Origin of the sequence: Saccharopolyspora sp. NPDC000359 (assembly GCF_040300525.1) — a bacterium.
Taxonomy (GTDB): Bacteria; Actinomycetota; Actinomycetes; order Mycobacteriales; family Pseudonocardiaceae; genus Saccharopolyspora.
Genome location: NZ_JBEPDU010000022.1, coordinates 50,700 through 68,363 on the forward strand (window position 1 = coordinate 50,700; position 17,664 = coordinate 68,363).

Below are 17,664 nucleotides of genomic sequence, written 5' to 3' on the forward strand. Positions count from 1 at the left end.
GATCGCTGATCCGGCCGGTGCGGGCGGGCGGTGGTCGGCCTGCGACGCTGGCAGCGGGACTCGTCGCCGCACTTCGGGAGCGGTGCCTGTAGCTACGGAGGTCATCTTGTCGACGACAGATCCACTCGACCGGCTGGTCAACCTTTGGGACCTGGGTGGCCAGCCCGTCGGCGACGGCGTGCTGACCCGTGCGGGCGTGGTGCTGCGCAGTGACGCTCCGCACAGTGGGGACCGCCCGCCGTCGGACGTGCCGAGCTGGCCGCCGGGGGTGGTGGTGGACCTGCGCGATTCGTGGGAGGTGGAGCGCGAGGCGCACCCGCTGGCGGAGGTGGCCGAGGTGCGCCACGTTCCGCTGCTGGAGAACCTGCAGGACTTCGAGGTGGTGGTCGACGACGCGGCGCACGACCTGACCAAGCTCTACCAGGCGATCGTGCAGGGTGCCGCGAAGAAGCTGGTCGAGGTGTTCCGCATCGTGCTGGAGGCGGACGGCCCGGCGCTGATCCACTGCGCGGCGGGCAAGGACCGCACGGGTGTGTCGGCGGCGCTGCTGCTGGGCGCGGTGGGGGTGCGCGACGACGCGATCGTGGCGGACTACGCGCGCACCGACCAGAACATGTTCCGGGTGCTCCAGCGGCTCGACCAGGCCCCGGTACTCCCGCCCGGGGTGGACGAGGAGGTGGTCCGGGAGCTGATGTCCACGCCGACGGAGGCGATCGAAAGCGTCCTCGAAACCTTCGGCAGGTTCGAGGACCGAGCGGCGGGCTGGCTTCGAAGCCACGGCGTGACCGAGGACGAGCTGACCCGCTGGCACCAGAAGTTCACCGACCGCGTCTGATCAGCGAACAGCGGTCCGCCCACCCCCCACCCCGAGGTGGGCGGACCGCCACGTGGGGTCGGGAGGTCGGACCCGTCCGAACGACGACCCCGGCCTCCCGGAGAAAGCGGTGGGAACCACCGCGAGGCCCCTCCCCAGGAACAAAAAGGCTGACCCCCCACCCCAGGAAAGTCAACGAGCCAACCGGGTGGAACCCACCCAGAACAACGAGCCCGAAGATCCCACCAGCCCCACGAGCCCAAACCAACCCCACGAACCACATCGAAGCCCGCTCGTGACCAGGCCAGCAACGTCAGGAAGACGAGAAGCCGTCCTAAAGCCACCGCCGCGCCGAAGCCGAAGGATTTGCGGGGGCTCGGCCCCGCAGTGGACGCGGGTTGAGAGCTCGGTCTGTGGAGGTGAAGGGCGACGAAGTCAGCGGAAGGTGTCCTTCGTCGAAGCACGTCCGCAGGCAGGTGGTGGTTGGTTCTTAACCCAGGCCGGGAACGTCGGGAAGGCGAGGAGCCTTCCTGGACGTCACCGCCGCACCGTGGGGGTCTGCGGGGGCTCGGCCCCCGCAACATCATCCTGACCGCGCCGTGGTCCGCGCCCTCCGCGGACACACCTCACCCCAAACCCGCGCGGTCAGCTCGCGTAGGCGCGCAGGCGGTCGGCGCGGTCGCCCTGCCGGAGCTTGGACATGACCTCGCGCTCGATCTGCCGGACCCGCTCGCGGGACAGGCCGAACGACTTGCCGATCTGGTCCAGGGTGCGCGGCTGGCCGTCGTCGAGGCCGTAGCGCATCCGGATGACCGCCTGCTCCCGCTCCTCCAGGGTGGCCAGCACCCGGCGCAGGTCGTCCTGCAGGAAGCCGGAGATCACCGCGTTCTCCGCGTCGGCGGACTCGGCGTCCTCGATGAAGTCGCCGAGCGGTGCGTCCTCCTCGGCGCCGACCGGCATGTCCAGGCTCACCGGGTCGCGGGAGTGGTCCATCAGGTCGAGGATCTTCTCCACCGGGATGCCGGCCTCTTCGGACAGCTCCTCGTCGGTGGCCTCCCGGCCGAGCTTCTGGTGCAGGTCGCGCTTGATGCGGGCCAGCTTGTTGACCTGCTCGACCAGGTGGACGGGCAGCCGGATGGTGCGGCTCTGGTCGGCCATGCCGCGGGTGATGGCCTGCCGGATCCACCAGGTGGCGTAGGTGGAGAACTTGAAGCCCTTGGTGTAGTCGAACTTCTCCACCGCGCGGATCAGACCAAGGTTGCCCTCCTGGATGAGGTCCAGCAGCGGCATGCCGCGGCCGGTGTAGCGCTTGGCGAGGCTGACCACCAGACGGAGGTTGGCCTCCATCAGGTGGTTCTTGGCTCGGCGACCGTCCCGGACCACGGCGTTGAGGTCGGAGCGCCGCTCGGGGGAGAGGTTGCCGCTGGTCTCCAGCAGGTGCTTGGCGAACACCCCGGCCTCGATGCGCTTGGCGAGGTCGACCTCTTCCTGTGCGGTGAGCAGCGCGGTGCGCCCGATGCCGTTGAGGTAGACGCGCACCAGGTCGGCCGATGGGCCCTGGGTGTCCAGTTCCTCGGCGACTGCGACGTCTGGCTTGGTGGTCTGCGGGACGGTCATGAGCTCCCTCCCTGACGGGCTGGCTTGGCGGGCGCAATTCACACCTGCGCGCCGTTGCGCGGTGCGTTGGACGCGTACGCTCGTGGGTACGGGCTTGCGCGTCGACGTCTCCTCCGGGCGTTGTCGATCGGTGCCCCCGGCACCTCTCGGCATGGCCGTCGAAGCTTCGTTACCTGGAAAACGACCGGCGTGCCGAATTCGTTCCCGAAGTTCTCGATGGGGAGACGTCATGGCGGTCACATCCGTTGCGCCACCAAGCCTGAGGATTTCCTGAGAACTCCCGTTACATTTACACCTCAACCAAAAGGGTGAATGGCCCGTCGTTGACGCTCTCCACCGACATCATCGCCCCGAACATCCCGGTGGACACCCGCGCGCCCCGCTCGCGCAGCTCCGCCACGACCGCCTCGACCAGCGGTTCGGCGTGCTCCGGGCGGGCCGCCTCGGTCCACGACGGGCGGCGGCCCTTGCGGGTCGACCCGTAGAGCGTGAACTGGCTGACGACGAGCAGCGGTGCCCCGGACGTGGCGCAGGACTCCTCGTCGCGCAGCGCGCGAATCTCGTGGAGTTTCCGAGCCATTTTGACGGCTTCCGCATGCCCGTCGGAATGCGTCACACCCAATAGCACTAACAGCCCGGGCTCTTCGATCTTGCCCACGACGACGCCGTCGACCGTTACCGAGGCGCGAGTGACCCGAGTGGCGATTGCTCTCACCGCGCGCCTCCCGCCCATTCCGCCGGAACGAGCATTCCGTGCCGGACGAGCTCGCGGACCACGGGGACCGCGGCGCGGGTCAGCTCCTCGGCGTCCTCACCGAACCCCAACGCGAGCAGCTCGAGGAGCTCGCCCAGCGGCAGTGCGCCACGGCACCCGGCCAGCAGCCGGACGCCGAGCTCGTCGACCTCGTGCTGCCACCCCGGGCCGTCCGTGCGGTGCAGGCGGTGCACCAGCGGGCTCCAGCCCTCGTCGCCGGGTTCGGACACCTGCTCGAGCACCGTGCTGCTGGCGGTGACCAGGCGGGCCGCCAGCAGGCCTTCGGCCGAGCCGTTCGCGCGCAGCCAGTCGACGCGGCGCAGCCACTCGTCGGACTCCGGGCCGAGCGGGTCGTCGAAGGCGTGCCGCAGGTCCTCGCACACGACCTCACCGCGCTCGGCGCCGGTGCGGCGCAGGGTGACGAACCCGAAGCCGATGCCGACCACGCCGTTGTCCTCGAACCAGTCCAGCCACTCACCGGCCTTCCGCACGCCCTGCGGGGAGCGCAGGTCGTAGCCCGCGTCGCGCAGCCAGGTCCCGACGTACAGCGCCGGGTCGGCGACGTCGCGCTGGACGAACCAGGCGTCGACCCCGGCGCCCGGGGGCAGCCACCGGGACACCCGGTCCTCCCAGTCCTCGCCCTCGCGGTGCACCCAGGAGGCCAGCAGCTGCCCGGTGCCGCCCTCGTTGAGGAACGCGGGCAGCTGGCGCACCACCAGCGCGCTCGCGTCGTCCCCGGCCAGGCCCGAGTCGCGGTAGGTGAAGTCGGTGCGCGGCGGCCCCACCACGAACGGCGGGTTGCACACGACCATGTCGAAGCGGCGGCCGCGGACCGGGTCGAACCACTCGCCCTCACCCAGTTCCACGTCGATCTCGTTGAGCCGGAACGTCGCCTCGGCCAGTGCGAGCGCCCGCTTGGAGACGTCGGTCGCGGTGATGCGCTGGGCGTGCGTGCTCGCGTGCAGCGCCTGCACACCGCAGCCGGTGCCCAGGTCCAGCACCGAACCGACCGGCCGCCGCGAGGTGGCCCGCACCAGGCTCAGCGAGGCGTGCCCGACGCCGAGCACGTGGTCGGGCTCGACCGGGCGGCCACCACGCAGGTCGGAGTCGAGGTCGGAGACGACCCACCACGAGTCGTCACCGACGCCGTGCGGGCGGACGTCCAGCCCGGCACGCAGCCGGTCGCCGTCGGCGACGACGATCCCGGCGGCCTGCGCGTCGGTCAGCGGCAGCGGCGCGAGCGCGGGCTCGACGGCGGCCTGCGGCTCGGGCTGCCCGAGCAGGAACAAGCGGACGAGCGTGCCGAGCGGTCCGGCGTCGGCGGTGGCGCGCAGCGCGGGCACCGGCTCGCCGCGCCCCAGCGCGACGTGCGCCTCCGGGCCGAGCAGCTCCACGACGCCGTCGGCGTCGTACCCGGCGTCGTGGAACGCGTCGCGGAGTCGGTCGATGCGGTCATGGGACAGGTCTGGAATCACGTCCCAAATCCTCACACGCCCGCCGGATGCCGCATCCGCCCGCCGAACTCCGGGTGCGCACCCAGGCCGCCGCGAGCCGGCTCGTCGAAAATGAGTTCGCCGCTCAGGGGCCGGTGTGGGAGCCTGCGAGTCGTCCCTACCGGTCTGATCTTGGGAGGTTGCGGTGTTCTCGGTTTCCCTGGGGGACGACAACGCGGAGCTGCGCCCGCTCGAACCGTGGCGCGCGGAGGAGTTCCTGGCACACATGGACCGGGGGCGCGAGCACATCGGTCAGCACATCGGGTTGGCCGATGCGGTCACCGACCTGGAGTCCAGCCGCGCGTTCCTCCGCCAGTACGCGGAGAAGGCGGCGTCCGACACCGGGCGGATCTTCGGGATCTGGGTGGACGACCAGCTCGTGGGCGGTGTGCTCTTCCGGACCATGGACGTGCCGCGCGGCAACGCCGAGGCGGGCTGCTGGCTGGAACCGGCGGCGGTGGGCCGGGGCCTGGTCACCAGGGCGGCGCGGGTGATCATCGACTGGGCGGTCGAGGAGCGCGGGATCCACCGGGTGGAGTGGCAGGTCGCGTCGGCGAACCAGGCCAGCATCGCGGTGGCCAAGCGGTTGGGGATGGTCAAGGACGGTGTGCTGCGGGCGAGCGGCTTGCACCGGGGCCAGCGGCAGGACGTCGAGATCTGGTCCGTGCTGGCACCGGAGTGGCGGGCGGCCAAGCGGTCGAACTGACGGGCTCAAGCCTCGGCCGTGAGGCGCTCCAGCGTCCGCCGCCCCAGCTGGCTCATGCCCGGGTTGCTCTCGACGTAGTACCAGACGAGCCCCATGGCCTGCTGGAACGCCCACGCCCTGCCGCGCTCCCACTCCAACGGGTCGCACCCGAGGGCGTCGCGGAGCGCCTGCCGCGGTCCGGCTTCGAGCAGGTGCCAGGCGACCACCAGGTCCAGCGCGGGGTCGGCTGGGCCGAAGCCGCCGACGTCGATGACCCCGGCCAGCCGCCCGTCGGAGACGAGCAGGTTGTCCGGGACCAGGTCGCCGTGGGTCATCACGTCCCCGGTCGATCCGCGGGGGAGCTCCCGCATGTCCTGCCACATCCGCCGCAGCCGCGGGACGTCGAGCAGCTGCTCGCTGTTGTCGAAGCAGGTCGCCATCCAGTCGTCGTGCGTCCGCAGGTCACCACCGCGACCCGTCCCGGAGAACGTCCGCCCGCGCGTGTCGATGGCGCGCACGCCGCGGATGAACTCGGCCAGGTCGTGCGCGAACGCCACGGACCCACCGGGCTCCGCGTCGGTGGCCACGACACCGGGCAACCAGGTCTGGACCGACCACGGCAGCGGGTAGCCCGCCCCGGGGGCACCCAGCGCGACCGGCTCCGGCGTCGGGAACGGGGTGCGTCCCATGAGCTCGCGAGCCTGTCCGGCCTCGGCTTCGAGCCGCCGCCGAGTAGGTTCGGGGTCACCGGGCTCCAGCGGGAACCGGGCCGCGAGCTGGTCACCGATCCGGAAGAGGGCGTTCACGGTCCCCCGCGACGCAACGCGCCGAACGGGTAGTCCCCGCCACTGCGGGAACTGCTCCGCCACCAGCGCGCGCACCACCTCCGGCGGCACGGCCAACTGCCCGACGTGCATGTCCACGCCGAGCACCCTCACACGTCCCGATCACCACCCGCAAAGGGTTTTCCAGCAGGCTGCGGCCCCGGGCGGGCGGTCGCGGTCAGCGAAGCCCCGGGAGCGGCGGCGTTTTCGGCCACCTCGGCTTCGATCGCTTCGTTTCCTTCATCGGCGACCTGAGCGCGAATGGCGTTGTTCCGTTCACAGCGAGCCGACTTGGCCGGGTCGGTCGTGGTCATGCCTCCTTGCCTTCGATGTACTCGCGGAGATCGGCACCGCGGGTCTTCCCCGCGGTCACTCCGGAGCTGTCCTCGGGGTCGACGATCACGTCAGCACGCATCCGGAGCTCGTCACGTTGTTCTACGTCGTCCGGCGCTGCGGCGGCGTGTCGGTGGAAACGGCCTTCCGGGAGAGGTGGACCGGCTGCGCGTGCGACGATGTGCCCATGCCGAACAAGCTCAACCTGACCGGTGATGCCGAGGCCGACAAGTTGCTCAGCGACGACCCGTTCGCCCTGCTCACGGGGATGTTGTTGGATCAACAGGTCGCGATGGAGATCGCGTTCACCGGGCCGAAGAAGATCGCCGACCGGATGGGCGGCTTCAGCGTCGCCAAGATCGCCGAGTCCGATTTGGACGAGTTCGTCGAGCTGTGCGTGCAGAAGCCCGCGATCCACCGGTACGGCGGCTCGATGGGGCGGCGGGTGCACGCGTTGGCGCAGTACGTCGTCGAGCACTACGACGGCCGGACCGAGGCCATCTGGACAGAGGGCGACCCCGACGGCAAGGAAGTGCTGAAGCGGCTCAAGGCGCTGCCGGGTTACGGCGACCAGAAGGCGCGGATCTTCCTCGCGCTGCTGGGCAAGCAGCGGGGCGTGCAGCCCGCCGGGTGGCGTGAAGCTGCTGGGGCCTACGGCGAGGACGGCTCGCGCCGCTCGATCGCCGACGTCGTCGACGAGCAGACACTGCAGGAGGTCCGCTCCTTCAAGAAGGAGCAGAAGGCAGCGGCCAAGGCCGCCAAGGGCTGAGCGGCGCACGTCGCACCGGAGTGCATCAACTCCCACCGGTGGACGCCGCGAGCCAACCCCCCCGCAGCCGCTGACCGGCGAGTCAGGCCGCGGCGGCGCCCGGGCGCTGGTAGCGGTCGACGTACTCCTGCTCGGAGAGCTCGGCGATGGCGTACATGATCTCGTCGGTGATCGACCGCAGCACCGGCAACGAGTTGTCCAGGCCCGAGTAGCGGCGGAAGTCCAGCGGGTCGCCGAAGCGCACCGAGACCGGGTGCCGCCGCGGGATCTTCTTGCCGCGCGGCTGGAGCTTGTCGGTGCCGGTCAGCGCCACCGGCACGACCGGGGCGCCGGTGCTCAGCGCGAGCCGCGCGACGCCGGTGCGGCCCCGGTACAGGCGGCCGTCGGGGGAGCGGGTGCCCTCGGGGTGGATGCCGAACGCGCCACCGGCGCGCAGCACCTTCTCGGCGGCTTCCAGCGACTCCTTCGCGGCGCGGCCTTTGCCCCGGTCCACCGGGATCGCGCCCCACGTGGTGAACAGCCACTTCAGCAGCGCCCCCTTGGCGCCGGTGCCGGTGAAGTACTCCGCCTTGGCCAGGAACGCGACCGGGCGGGGCAGGACCAGCGGGACGATGAAGCTGTCGAGCACGGCGAGGTGGTTCGGCGCCAGGATCACCGGACCGGTGGTCGGCACCTTGTCCGCGTCGATCACCGTCGGCCGGTAGATCGTGCGCGCCACCGCACCGACGACCCGCTTGCTCACCGCGTACAGCATTCGACCTCCACCGAATTGATCCCGCTCGAATTTAACCGGTCGAGGTTTCGAGCGTGCGTCCCGGCGGTCAACCTCGGGGTCGGACACCGAACTCCGCGCGTCCCCGGGGTGTTGGCGGCGGCGCTCGGGTGGGAGCATGAACGTGGAGGTAGCGTCGTGAACAACTCACATCGTGACGACTCCCCGGTGCTGATCACCGAGGCCCAGCCGTCCTTAGACGATCAGCAGGCGATGCGTCGCCGCAGGTACGCGATCATGATGGCCAGCCGGATCCCGTGCCTGGTGCTGGCGGCCGTGGTGTTCCAGCTGTGGCAGCTGTGGTGGTTGGCGCTGATCATCCTGGCGATCTCGATCCCGCTGCCGTGGATGGCGGTGCTCATCGCCAACGACCGGCCCGTGCAGAAGAGCGAGAAGGTGAACCGGTACCGGCGCTCGCACCGCACCCTGGAGTCCCGCGAGCACCAGGTCATCGAGGGCTGACGGACGCCTGGCGCAACCACCCGCGCCGGACGTGCGGCATCATTGGGACATGAGCACGATGACGCTGCCGGAGACCGATACCCGGACCGAGACCACTGATCAGACCAGTGACGACCGGCCGGAGATGTTCCACTACGTGCAGAAGGACAAGATCGCCGAGAGCGCGGTCATGGGCACGCACGTGGTGGCGCTGTGCGGTGAGGTGTTCCCCGTCACCAAGTCGCCGAAGCCGGGCTCGCCGGTCTGCCCGGACTGCAAGGAGATCTTCGAGTCGCTGCCGCCCGGCGGCAAGGACTGACTCGCGGGCGCGACCGCGCGGTGCGCTGAGCTCAGCCGCCGCGCGGTTCTGCCTGCTTGCGCTGCTCCGGCAACGGCACGCCGTTGCGCGGTAGTCCCGCCGCGCCGCCCCGCTCCTCCGGTGCCTCGTGCTCAGCTGGCGGCTCGGCCTCGGCCTCCTCGACCGGCTCCGCTGCCTGGCCGTTGCGCCACGCCCGGTAGCCCTCCTCGGTGTGCATGCGCTGCTCGAGGCGCCGCATCTCCAGCCGCCGCCACCGCCGCCGCTCCCGGCGGGTCATCTTCGCCGGGTACATCTCCTGGATCGCGTAGTTGAACTGCGCGCCCATGATGATCGCCAGGCCGATGAAGAACGCGAACAGCAGGAAGGCGATCGGGGTGGCCAGCGCGCCGTAGGTGTAGCCGGTGCCGGTCACCCAGGTGATGTAGAGCCGCAGGCCGATGCTCGAGCACAGGAACAGCGCCATCGCCAGCAGCGCGCCGGGCAGGCCCCGGTGCCACGGCAGCTTGCGCGGCACCGCCACCTTGTACAGCGTCGCCAGCGCCACCACCAGCCCGACCGCGGTCGCCGGGTAGTAGAAGACCTGGATCAACCAGGCGATGTCGTCCTGGTAGTCCTGCGGGAAGATCGTCGGCAGCCAGTCCGGGCCGAGCGCGATGACCGGCAGCCCGAACACCGCCAGGACCAGGCACACCAGGTACAGCAGTAGCGCGAAGATGCGCTGCCACACGCTGTTGCGCACCAGGTACTGGTCGTAGGCCATGGTGATCGAGTCGACCAGCGACGCCAGCGCGGACGACCCCGCCCACAGCGACAGCAGGAAGCCCACCGAGACGATCTCGCCCTTGCCCTTGGTCAGGATGTCGGCCACCGTCGGGCCGATGATCTGGTCCACCACGTTCTGCGTGAACACGGTGCGGGAGAACGCCAGGATCTTGTCGTGCACCGCGTCGACGACCGACGGGCCGAACCAGTCCCCGAGGAAGCCCAGGCTGCCCAGCAGCCCGAGCAGCAGCGGCGGCATGGACAGCGTCTGCCAGAACGCGGCCGCCGCCGACTCGGAGAAGATGTTGTCCCACCAGGCCTTGTCCAGGGTGCGCGCGATCAGGCGCAGCGGCCCTCGTCGCACCGGGGCGTCCCGTGGTGCGGCGGCACTGCGCCCCCGGCTTGCTGGCGAACTCGGCGAACCCATGGCACCCACAAGGATGCTGCATTGCCCCCCGCGATGAGCGCCGACCCGGAAAAACGGAGTGTCGCATTCGTCTCCACAGCCGTGCCGGTGGAGATCCACCAGCGGAGGTAAGCTGCACGGCGGCCCGCATCGAGCCGATCGACGTGCGCGCGGGCGTTCGCAGGGCGGTGCCACGACTCGCCCGCGCCATTCAGGCAGGGGAGACCCAGGAAGGAGCGGCGAGCCGGCGTGTCCGAAGCGCAACTCGACAATCCCGTCCGATCAGTGCTCAGCGACCCCTCGCAGGCCCCGTCCCGACCGCTGCGCGCGTGGCAGCGCAGAGCGCTCACCAAGTACCTGTCGACCAAGCCGCAGGACTTCTTGGCGGTCGCGACGCCGGGCGCGGGCAAGACCACCTTCGGACTCCGGGTCGCCGCCGAGCTGCTCGCCGACCGCACCGTCGAGGCGGTCACCGTGGTCGCCCCGACCGAGCACCTCAAGCACCAGTGGGCGCTGGCGGCGGCCGGGGCGGGCATCGCGCTGGACTCCAACTTCCGCAACGCCGACGGCATCACCTCCAGCGACTACCAGGGCGTGGTCGTGACCTACGCGCAGGTCGCGGCGCACGAGGCACTGCACCGGGTGCGCACCGAGCGCCGCAAGACGCTGGTGATCCTCGACGAGGTGCACCACGCCGGTGACGCAAAGTCCTGGGGTGACGCGATCCGGGAGGCCTTCACCCCGGCCGTGCGGCGCCTGTCGCTGACCGGTACGCCGTTCCGCAGCGACGACTCGCCGATCCCGTTCATCAGCTACGAGCCCGACGCCGACGGCTCGATGCGCAGCCGCCCCGACCACTCCTACGGCTACTCGGACGCGCTCAACGACGGCGTGGTCCGGCCGGTGGTCTTCCTGGCCTACTCCGGTGAGGCGCGGTGGCGCACCAGCGCGGGCGACGAGTTCAGCGCGCGCCTCGGCGAGCCGCTGACCGCCGAGCAGACCGCCCGCGCGTGGCGCACCGCCCTGGACCCGGCGGGGGAGTGGGTCCCGGCGGTGCTGCGGGCCGCGGACACACGGCTGGCGCAGCTGCGCAACGGTGGCATGCCCGACGCCGGTGGGCTGGTGATCGCCACCGACCACGTCACCGCCAAGGCCTACGCCAAGACCCTGCGCCAGATCACCGGCACCGAGCCGGTGGTGGTGCTCTCCGACGACCCGCAGGCCTCCAGCCGGATCGCCGAGTTCGCCGAGTCCGACGACCGGTGGATGGTCGCGGTCCGGATGGTCAGCGAAGGCGTCGACGTGCCGCGCCTGGCCGTCGGCGTGTACGCCACCAGCGCCTCGACGCCGCTGTTCTTCGCGCAGGCCATCGGCCGCTTCGTGCGGTCCCGGCGGCCGGGGGAGACCGCCAGCGTCTTCCTGCCGAGCGTGCCGGTGCTGCTGGAGCTGGCCAGCCAGCTGGAGACCCAGCGCGACCACGTGCTGGGCAAGCCGCACCGGGAGAAGGACGGCTGGGACGACGAGCTGCTCGCCCAGGCCAACCGCAAGGAGGACGAGCCCGGCGAGGAGGAGAAGGCGTTCACCTCGCTGGGCGCCGAGGCCGAGCTGGACCAGGTGATCTACGACGGCTCGTCGTTCGGCACCGCGGCCTTCAGCACCTCCGAGGAGGAGCAGGACTACCTCGGCCTGCCGGGCCTGCTGGAACCCGACCAGGTGCGGGCGCTGCTGCGGCAGCGGCAGTCGCAGCAGCTCGAGGACGTCGCCAAGCGCGAGGCCGACGCGAAGGCGGCGAAGGCCGCCGAGCAGGCCGAGCAGCGCGCGAACGCGAAGCCGCAGAGCGTGCAGGAGCGGTTGCAGAAGCTTCGCAAGGAGCTGAACACGCTGGTGTCGCTGCACCACCACCGGACCCGCAAACCGCACGGCAAGATCTACAACGAGCTGCAGAAGACCTGCGGCGGCCCCCCGACGGCGATGGCCACGGTCGAACAGCTCGAGGAGCGCATCGCCACCCTCCGCTCCTGGTGAGGCTCAGCGCGCAGCGTGCCGACGCGCGGTGACCAGGACCAGGGCCGCGCCGCAGGCCAGCACGGCCGCGAGCACGAGCAGCAGCGTGCCGAAGCCGGAGCTGGTCAGGGCTCCGGCCAGCAGCGGGCCGAGGCCAGCGCCGACGAAGAACCAGAACGTCGACAGCGAGATCGCCGTGGAACGGGCCCGGTCGGCGCGCGCCCCGACGGTTTCGATCATCGCCGGTGCGGCGACGGCGATGCCGGCGACGAACGCCATCAGCAGGATCGAGAGCCCGGTGGTTCCGGGTGCCAGCAGGGCGGTCAACAGGTTGACCACTGAGGCGAACAGTAGGGCGAGCGCGATCCGGAACGCGCTGGTGATCCGCCGCAGCCACGGGGTCAGGAACGGGACCACCAGCATCACCGGCAGCGCACTCGCCCGCAGTGCTAGCAGCGCCTGCGGGCTCCCGGCGGTGCCGGTGAGCTGGAGCCCGGTGTAGACGGCGACGAAGGAGCCGAACACGGCGGGCGTGGCCGCGTAGAGCAGCCGGAGGCGGGGGTTGCGCAGCAGAGCCGGGACGGCCCGGTACGCGTCCAGCGGTGAGCTGGTGGTTGTGGGCCGATCGGGCAGCATCACGGTGCGCAGGGCGAGTGCCATGACGGCGAAGGCCAGCGCGCTGGCGGCGAACACCATCCGCCAGCCGAGCGCGTCCGCGATGATCTGGGCGGCGATCTGGGCGACCACTGCCGAGGCCAGGAACGCCGTGGTGACCGCGGTGGTCTTCACCATGCGGTGCTGCGGTGCGGAGCGTTCGGCGATGTAGGTCAGGACGCACGGTGGGAACGCGGCGATCATGAGTCCCTGGAGCACCCGTGCGGCGACCGCCGCGGCAACTCCCGGGACGGTGGCCACCAGGCCGGTCGCGACTGCGGCGGCCAGCACTCCGGCCACGACGACCCGCCGGTGGCCGCAGCGGTCGGCCAGCGGTCCGAAGAGCACGAAACCACCGGCGTAACCGAAGCCGAATGCGCTGACCAGCCAGGTCATCGACGCGGTGTCGGCGTGCCACTCGGATGCCATCTCGCCCATCAGCGGGATCACCGCGTACATCTGGCCGGTGGCCAGCAGGGCGGTCAGCACGAACGCCGCCAGGCTGCGGCCCAGCGGTGCGTGCTCGGGTGTGGTCGAGGCTGGCCCGGTGGGGCCGCCGGCGACCTGTGGAGCTGTTGTTGCCATGCCGGGGACCGTATTCGTTCGCCGCGCGAAACGCAAACCAACTAGTTGGCTTGCGAGGTGCTAAGGTGATCGCGTGGCACGGAGTTCAGCAGGCACCAGGAGGGCGCTGCTCGACGCGGCCCGCGCGGAGTTCGCCGAGCACGGCGTGGCCGGTGCGCGGGTCGATCGCATCGCCGACCAGGCCGGGGTCAACAAGGAACGGCTCTACAAGCACTTCGGCAGCAAGGACGGGCTGTTCGACGCGGTCATGGCCGAGGTGCTGGAGGAGTTCGACGCGGCGGTCGCGCTACCCGCGCGGGATGTCGGCGACTACGTCGTCAACCTGTACGACTACCACCGGGAGCACCCGCAGATGCTGCGGTTGCTGCTCTGGGAGGGGTTGCGCGGTGGCCGCCGGGCGGACCGGAGCCACGCCGAGCACTACCGCAGGCGGATGGAGTCCCTCGCCCGGCTCCTCGGGCGCGAACCTGGCCCCGAAGTCGCACGTGCGCTGCTCACCCTGTGCGGTGTGGCGAGCTGGCCGCACGCGGTGCCGCAGGTCGCCGAGCTGCTGCTGGGGGAGGGCGACGGGGCCCTGCGGGAGTTCCTGGCCAGCTTCGCCCGTGCGCACGTCGAAGAGGTACCGGCTGGTCAACCCGTTGACCAGCCGGTCAACGGGTTGACCGACGCGCCCTCGCGCGTGGACGCGGCCGCCGAGCAGCTCCGCACCGCACTCGCAGCCGCGGACCACGCTCGCGCGGAGCTCGTCGACGCGCTGCGGGAAGAGCACGACTCCGGGGCCAGCGCCAACCAGCTCGCCCACCGCGTGCACGGCCTGATGTCCAGACCGCTCGTGCTGCGCGCGTTGGCAGGCGATCGGGGCGGGGCCGCCGACTGACCCGGGCTCAGCGCCGATCGACCGGCCTGGACTGGACCCCAACGCGCCCCGATCGGCGGAGCACTGATCGGTTCTGCTGCGGTGTCCGGTCTCCTAGGGTCGGTTCATGGCTTTCGACGTGGAGAAGGTCCGGGCGCAGTACCCGGCGCTGGCCGACGGCAGGGCGTGGTTGGACGGAGCGGCCGGTACCCAGGTGCCGCAGCCGGTGATCGACGCGGTCACCGACGCCTACCGGGTCGGGATGTCCAACGTGGGTGGACCGCACGAGTCGAGCCGCCGGGCTGGCGGGATCGTCGCCGAGGCACGGGCGGCGGTGGCCGACCTGGTCGGGGCACCCGATCCGGCGGGGGTGGTGTTCGGGCCGAGCATGACCGCGCTGACCTACCGGTTCGCGGCGGTGCTGGCCGACGGCTGGCGGCCCGGCGACGAGGTCGTGGTGACCCAGCTCGACCACGACGCCAACGTCCGGCCGTGGGTCCAGCACGCGCAGCGCGCGGGCGCGACCGTGCGGATGGCGGAGCTGGACCCGGCGACCGGCGAGCTGCCCGCGCAGCGCGTCACCGACCTGATCGGCGAGCGCACCAAGCTGGTCGCCACCACCGCCGCCTCGAACCTGCTGGGCACCATCCCGGACCTGCGGACGATCACCGACCGGGCCCGGGAGGTCGGCGCCCTCTCCTACGTCGACGGCGTGCAGCACTGCCCGCACGCGCACGTGCAGCTCGCGGAGCTCGGCGCGGACTTCTACGCGACCAGCGCCTACAAGTGGGCGGGGCCGCACCTGGCGGCGGTGGTCGCCGCCGATCCGTGGGCGCTGGAGAACCTGCACCCGGACAAGCTCAAGCCGTCCCCGGACACCTCGCCGGACCGCTTCGAGCTCGGTACCAACCCGTTCGCCGCCATGGCCGGTGCGGTCGCGGCCGTGGAGCACCTGGCGGGGCTGGACTCCGATGCCGACGGCAGCCGGGCCGACCGCCTGGCGGTCTCCCGCCGCGCGGTGGTCGCCCACGAGGAGGCGCTTGCCAGGACGCTGTTCGAGGGGCTCGCAGAGCTGGACGGTGTGGAGCGCTACGGCGCTCCGACGGGCCAGTGCACGCCCACGGCGTTCTTCGGGCTCCCCGGCGCGGAGCCCCGGGCGGTGGCCGAACGGCTGTCTGAGCGGGGTCTCAACGTCTCCCACGGGCATTCCTACGCCTGGGAGGCGGTGCACGCCCTCGGCATCGGCCCGCAGGGCGGGGTGCGCGCGAGCCTGTCGCACTACACCAACGAGTCCGACGTCCGCCGCCTCCTCGAAGCCCTCGCCGACCTCACCGGCTGACCTGTTGCCACCGCGATTCCGGTGGGGGTCAGACGTCTGGTTCCCACCGGAAGCGCGTGGGCCGGGGGCTCCGACGCCCTGAGGTCGGCCCAGGCGGAAAAGGGCCGCGCCCCCGCAGGAAGCCCTGCGGGGGCGCGGTCAGCTCGTCCAACGGGTGTTTACTGCTCGTCCTGCTGCAGGTCGGCCTGCACCTCGCGCAGCCCGGCCTCGTACTCGCGGGCGTGGTGCCCGCAGAACAGAAGCTCCCCACCGGATGGCAATACGGCGCGAAGCTTGGCAGCGGCCCCGCAGCGGTCGCAGCGGTCGGCGGCGGTCAGCTCGGGGCGGGTGAGCGTTCCCGGCATCGTGATCTCCCTCCGTCCCGGCGCCGGAATGGTCCGACGCCCTCGATCCTGCTACGACCACCGGTGGCCCACTGGCTGCGGGGTCGGTGCTCGTGGCTCCACTCTTCCAGACGCTTGGGCCGCAGTCAGTGTTCCCGCGCCGACCAGCGACGGTCGTCACCATGAAGCACCCGGTTGCAGCAGCGCCGCTCGCGGAACGTGATCGAACTCGCGAAAACCCTTGTGACGAGGGGAAACGGCGGCGCGGCCGGGATCGGAGCGGAAGCACCGGCTTGATCAGGATCCGGACATCCGGTGCTTCAGATCACAGAACGGGCGGGATCTGGTGGGCGGCGTTTCCGCTGGAAGCGAACACCGGATCCCACCAGGCGGACCGGTTCCGCCGCCGGATGGACGCCGCACCGCGCCCCGAGACGTAGGAAGGGCCGTCGACCAGGTGGTCGACGGCCCTTCCGGGAATCCTGCCGCTCAGTCCAGGTAGTCGCGCAGCACCTGGGAGCGGGACGGGTGGCGCAGCTTCGACATCGTCTTCGACTCGATCTGCCGGATGCGCTCGCGGGTCACCCCGTAGACCTGACCGATCTCGTCCAGCGTCCGCGGCTGGCCGTCGGTCAGGCCGAAGCGCAGGCGGACCACGCCGGCCTCGCGCTCGGACAGCGTCGCCAGCACCGACTGCAGCTGGTCCTGCAGCAGCGTGAACGACACCGCGTCGACCGCCACCACGGCCTCGGAGTCCTCGATGAAGTCACCGAGCTGGCTGTCGCCCTCGTCGCCGATCGTCTGGTCCAGGGAAATGGGCTCCCGGGCGTACTGCTGGATCTCCAGCACCTTCTCCGGGGTGATGTCCATCTCCTTGGCGAGCTCCTCGGGCGTGGGCTCGCGGCCCAGGTCCTGCAGCAGCTCGCGCTGGATGCGGCCCAGCTTGTTGATGACCTCGACCATGTGCACCGGGATGCGGATGGTGCGGGCCTGGTCGGCCATGGCGCGGGTGATGGCCTGCCGGATCCACCACGTCGCGTAGGTGGAGAACTTGTAGCCCTTGGTGTAGTCGAACTTCTCCACCGCGCGGATCAGACCGAGGTTGCCCTCCTGGATGAGGTCCAGGAACGCCATGCCGCGACCGGTGTAGCGCTTGGCGAGGCTGACCACGAGTCGGAGGTTGGCCTCCAGCAGGTGGTTCTTGGCGCGCTCGCCGTCCCGCACGATCCAGCGCAGGTCGCGCCGCATCTGGGTGGTGAGCTGCTCGCCGGACTCCTCGACCTGCCGCAGCCGCTCCGCGCCGTAGAGCCCGGCCTCGATGCGCTTGGCCAGCTCGACTTCTTCCTCGGCGTTGAGCAGCGCGACCTTGCCGATCTGCTTCAGGTAGGCGCGCACCGAGTCGGCGGAGGCGGTCAGCTCGGCGTCCTTGCGCGCCTGGCGCAGCGCCTCGGACTCCTCCTCGTCCCAGACGAAGTCACCGGACTCCTTGGAGTCCTCGTCCGGGACCGGCTCCTCCGGGATCTCCACCTCGACCTCGGCCAGGTCGCCGACGTCCGGGGAGGTCAGGTCGGTCTCGATCGGTTCGTCGATCTCCATGCCCTCGCCGCTGCCCTTGGCCGCAGCCGACTTGGTCGACTTCTTGGCCGGGGCCTTGGCGCCCTTCTTCGCCGCCGCGGTCTTCGTGGCGGTCTTCCGGGTCGTCGACTTCGCACCCGTCGAGCTCTTGGTGCTCTTCCGCGCGGCGGTGGACTTCGTCTGCTCAGACGAACCAGCCGCCTCCGAAGCTGGGGTGGCCTGGGACTGGCCCGACTCGGTCTGGGCGCCGCCGGTAGCGGCGGTGCTGGAGCGTCGGGTTGCGGTTTCTGCGGCTGCCACGTACGCCCTTTCGCGACGGTCGATCAGGGCTGGCCGGAG

At 71.1% G+C, this 17,664-nt stretch carries 18 protein-coding genes; 8 read left to right on the top strand and 10 right to left on the bottom strand.

The genetic code is table 11. From position 1 onward, the window contains the following. Window positions 1–106: 106 nt before the first annotated feature. Complete coding sequence (locus ABT324_RS16235; RefSeq protein ID WP_351177273.1) at window positions 107–835, top strand: tyrosine-protein phosphatase; 729 nt, start codon at window positions 107–109, stop codon at window positions 833–835. Window positions 836–1,459: 624 nt separating this feature from the next. Here the strand turns inward: ABT324_RS16235 and ABT324_RS16240 are convergent. The 3 genes from ABT324_RS16240 to ABT324_RS16250 all read right to left on the bottom strand — a co-directional run bounded on the left by ABT324_RS16240 (window position 1,460) and on the right by ABT324_RS16250 (window position 4,660). Beyond that, a complete protein-coding gene (locus tag ABT324_RS16240; protein WP_351177276.1) occupies window positions 1,460–2,431 on the bottom strand; it encodes a sigma-70 family RNA polymerase sigma factor in 972 nt (323 codons plus the stop codon). A gap of 289 nt (window positions 2,432–2,720) precedes the next feature. Then, on the bottom strand, window positions 2,721–3,146 hold the full coding sequence (gene dtd / locus ABT324_RS16245; protein WP_351177279.1) for a D-aminoacyl-tRNA deacylase: 426 nt from the start codon (window positions 3,144–3,146) through the stop codon (window positions 2,721–2,723). After that, a complete protein-coding gene (locus tag ABT324_RS16250) occupies window positions 3,143–4,660 on the bottom strand; it encodes a DUF7782 domain-containing protein (protein WP_351177282.1) in 1,518 nt (505 codons plus the stop codon). The genes dtd and ABT324_RS16250 overlap by 4 nt, the downstream gene beginning before the upstream one ends. Before the next feature lie 163 nt (window positions 4,661–4,823). Here ABT324_RS16250 and ABT324_RS16255 point away from each other — a divergent pair, with 163 nt between their 5' ends. After that, on the top strand, window positions 4,824–5,384 hold the full coding sequence (locus tag ABT324_RS16255; protein ID WP_351177285.1) for a GNAT family N-acetyltransferase: 561 nt from the start codon (window positions 4,824–4,826) through the stop codon (window positions 5,382–5,384). Between the two features lie 5 nt (window positions 5,385–5,389). On the opposite strand, the gene ABT324_RS16260 is transcribed toward ABT324_RS16255, so the two are convergent. Further along, window positions 5,390–6,280: an aminoglycoside phosphotransferase family protein gene (locus tag ABT324_RS16260; protein ID WP_351177427.1), complete on the bottom strand. Its 891-nt coding sequence runs from the start codon at window positions 6,278–6,280 to the stop codon at window positions 5,390–5,392. A 17-nt stretch (window positions 6,281–6,297) separates the two neighbouring features. Then, window positions 6,298–6,501, bottom strand: coding sequence for a hypothetical protein (locus ABT324_RS16265; protein WP_351177287.1), 204 nt, complete (start codon window positions 6,499–6,501; stop codon window positions 6,298–6,300). Between the two features lie 206 nt (window positions 6,502–6,707). On the opposite strand from ABT324_RS16265, the gene ABT324_RS16270 reads away from it, so the two are divergent. Beyond that, window positions 6,708–7,289 (top strand): HhH-GPD-type base excision DNA repair protein, encoded by a 582-nt coding sequence (locus ABT324_RS16270; protein WP_351177290.1) that lies wholly within the window; start codon window positions 6,708–6,710, stop codon window positions 7,287–7,289. Between the two features lie 82 nt (window positions 7,290–7,371). Here the strand turns inward: ABT324_RS16270 and ABT324_RS16275 are convergent, their stop codons facing one another. Then, window positions 7,372–8,043, bottom strand: a complete 672-nt coding sequence (locus ABT324_RS16275; RefSeq protein ID WP_351177293.1) for a lysophospholipid acyltransferase family protein — start codon at window positions 8,041–8,043, stop codon at window positions 7,372–7,374. 156 nt (window positions 8,044–8,199) lie between these two features. On the opposite strand from ABT324_RS16275, the gene ABT324_RS16280 reads away from it, so the two are divergent. Both ABT324_RS16280 and ABT324_RS16285 read left to right on the top strand, forming a co-directional pair. Further along, on the top strand, window positions 8,200–8,523 hold the full coding sequence (locus ABT324_RS16280) for a DUF3099 domain-containing protein (RefSeq protein WP_351177296.1): 324 nt from the start codon (window positions 8,200–8,202) through the stop codon (window positions 8,521–8,523). A gap of 49 nt (window positions 8,524–8,572) precedes the next feature. Then, window positions 8,573–8,821 (top strand): DUF3039 domain-containing protein, encoded by a 249-nt coding sequence (locus tag ABT324_RS16285; protein WP_351177299.1) that lies wholly within the window; start codon window positions 8,573–8,575, stop codon window positions 8,819–8,821. 31 nt (window positions 8,822–8,852) lie between these two features. Here the strand turns inward: ABT324_RS16285 and ABT324_RS16290 are convergent, their stop codons facing one another. Next, window positions 8,853–9,947 (bottom strand): YihY/virulence factor BrkB family protein, encoded by a 1,095-nt coding sequence (locus ABT324_RS16290; RefSeq protein WP_351177302.1) that lies wholly within the window; start codon window positions 9,945–9,947, stop codon window positions 8,853–8,855. A 291-nt stretch (window positions 9,948–10,238) separates the two neighbouring features. Between ABT324_RS16290 and ABT324_RS16295 the strand changes: the two genes are divergently transcribed. Continuing rightward, the gene (locus tag ABT324_RS16295) at window positions 10,239–12,014 is read left to right on the top strand and encodes a DEAD/DEAH box helicase (RefSeq protein ID WP_502949744.1); all 1,776 of its coding nucleotides are present in this window, start codon (window positions 10,239–10,241) and stop codon (window positions 12,012–12,014) included. A 3-nt stretch (window positions 12,015–12,017) separates the two neighbouring features. Here ABT324_RS16295 and ABT324_RS16300 read toward each other — a convergent pair whose 3' ends face one another. Continuing rightward, entirely contained in the window at window positions 12,018–13,232 is a 1,215-nt protein-coding gene (locus ABT324_RS16300; protein ID WP_351177305.1) for an MFS transporter, read from the bottom strand. A gap of 73 nt (window positions 13,233–13,305) precedes the next feature. Between ABT324_RS16300 and ABT324_RS16305 the strand changes: the two genes are divergently transcribed. Continuing rightward, window positions 13,306–14,109: a TetR/AcrR family transcriptional regulator gene (locus tag ABT324_RS16305; protein ID WP_351177308.1), complete on the top strand. Its 804-nt coding sequence runs from the start codon at window positions 13,306–13,308 to the stop codon at window positions 14,107–14,109. A 106-nt stretch (window positions 14,110–14,215) separates the two neighbouring features. Next, window positions 14,216–15,427 (top strand): cysteine desulfurase-like protein, encoded by a 1,212-nt coding sequence (locus ABT324_RS16310; RefSeq protein ID WP_351177310.1) that lies wholly within the window; start codon window positions 14,216–14,218, stop codon window positions 15,425–15,427. A 158-nt stretch (window positions 15,428–15,585) separates the two neighbouring features. Here the strand turns inward: ABT324_RS16310 and ABT324_RS16315 are convergent, their stop codons facing one another. Together ABT324_RS16315 and ABT324_RS16320 are read right to left on the bottom strand one after the other, a co-directional pair. Next, complete coding sequence (locus tag ABT324_RS16315; RefSeq protein ID WP_351177313.1) at window positions 15,586–15,771, bottom strand: DUF7455 domain-containing protein; 186 nt, start codon at window positions 15,769–15,771, stop codon at window positions 15,586–15,588. A 468-nt stretch (window positions 15,772–16,239) separates the two neighbouring features. After that, window positions 16,240–17,625, bottom strand: coding sequence for an RNA polymerase sigma factor (locus ABT324_RS16320; protein ID WP_502949745.1), 1,386 nt, complete (start codon window positions 17,623–17,625; stop codon window positions 16,240–16,242). Window positions 17,626–17,664 lie beyond the last annotated feature (39 nt).

Excerpts from the sequence above, each read along its gene's own strand:
- ABT324_RS16310 (WP_351177310.1), top strand. The coding sequence starts at position 14,216 with ATGGCTTTCGACGTGGAGAAGGTCCGGGCGCAGTACCCGGCGCTGGCC.
- ABT324_RS16275 (WP_351177293.1), bottom strand. The coding sequence starts at position 8,043 with ATGCTGTACGCGGTGAGCAAGCGGGTCGTCGGTGCGGTGGCGCGCACG.
- ABT324_RS16270 (WP_351177290.1), top strand. The coding sequence starts at position 6,708 with ATGCCGAACAAGCTCAACCTGACCGGTGATGCCGAGGCCGACAAGTTG.
- ABT324_RS16240 (WP_351177276.1), bottom strand. The coding sequence starts at position 2,431 with ATGACCGTCCCGCAGACCACCAAGCCAGACGTCGCAGTCGCCGAGGAA.
- ABT324_RS16300 (WP_351177305.1), bottom strand. The coding sequence starts at position 13,232 with ATGGCAACAACAGCTCCACAGGTCGCCGGCGGCCCCACCGGGCCAGCC.
- ABT324_RS16265 (WP_351177287.1), bottom strand. The coding sequence starts at position 6,501 with ATGACCACGACCGACCCGGCCAAGTCGGCTCGCTGTGAACGGAACAAC.
- ABT324_RS16285 (WP_351177299.1), top strand. The coding sequence starts at position 8,573 with ATGAGCACGATGACGCTGCCGGAGACCGATACCCGGACCGAGACCACT.
- ABT324_RS16260 (WP_351177427.1), bottom strand. The coding sequence starts at position 6,280 with ATGCACGTCGGGCAGTTGGCCGTGCCGCCGGAGGTGGTGCGCGCGCTG.
- ABT324_RS16315 (WP_351177313.1), bottom strand. The coding sequence starts at position 15,771 with ATGCCGGGAACGCTCACCCGCCCCGAGCTGACCGCCGCCGACCGCTGC.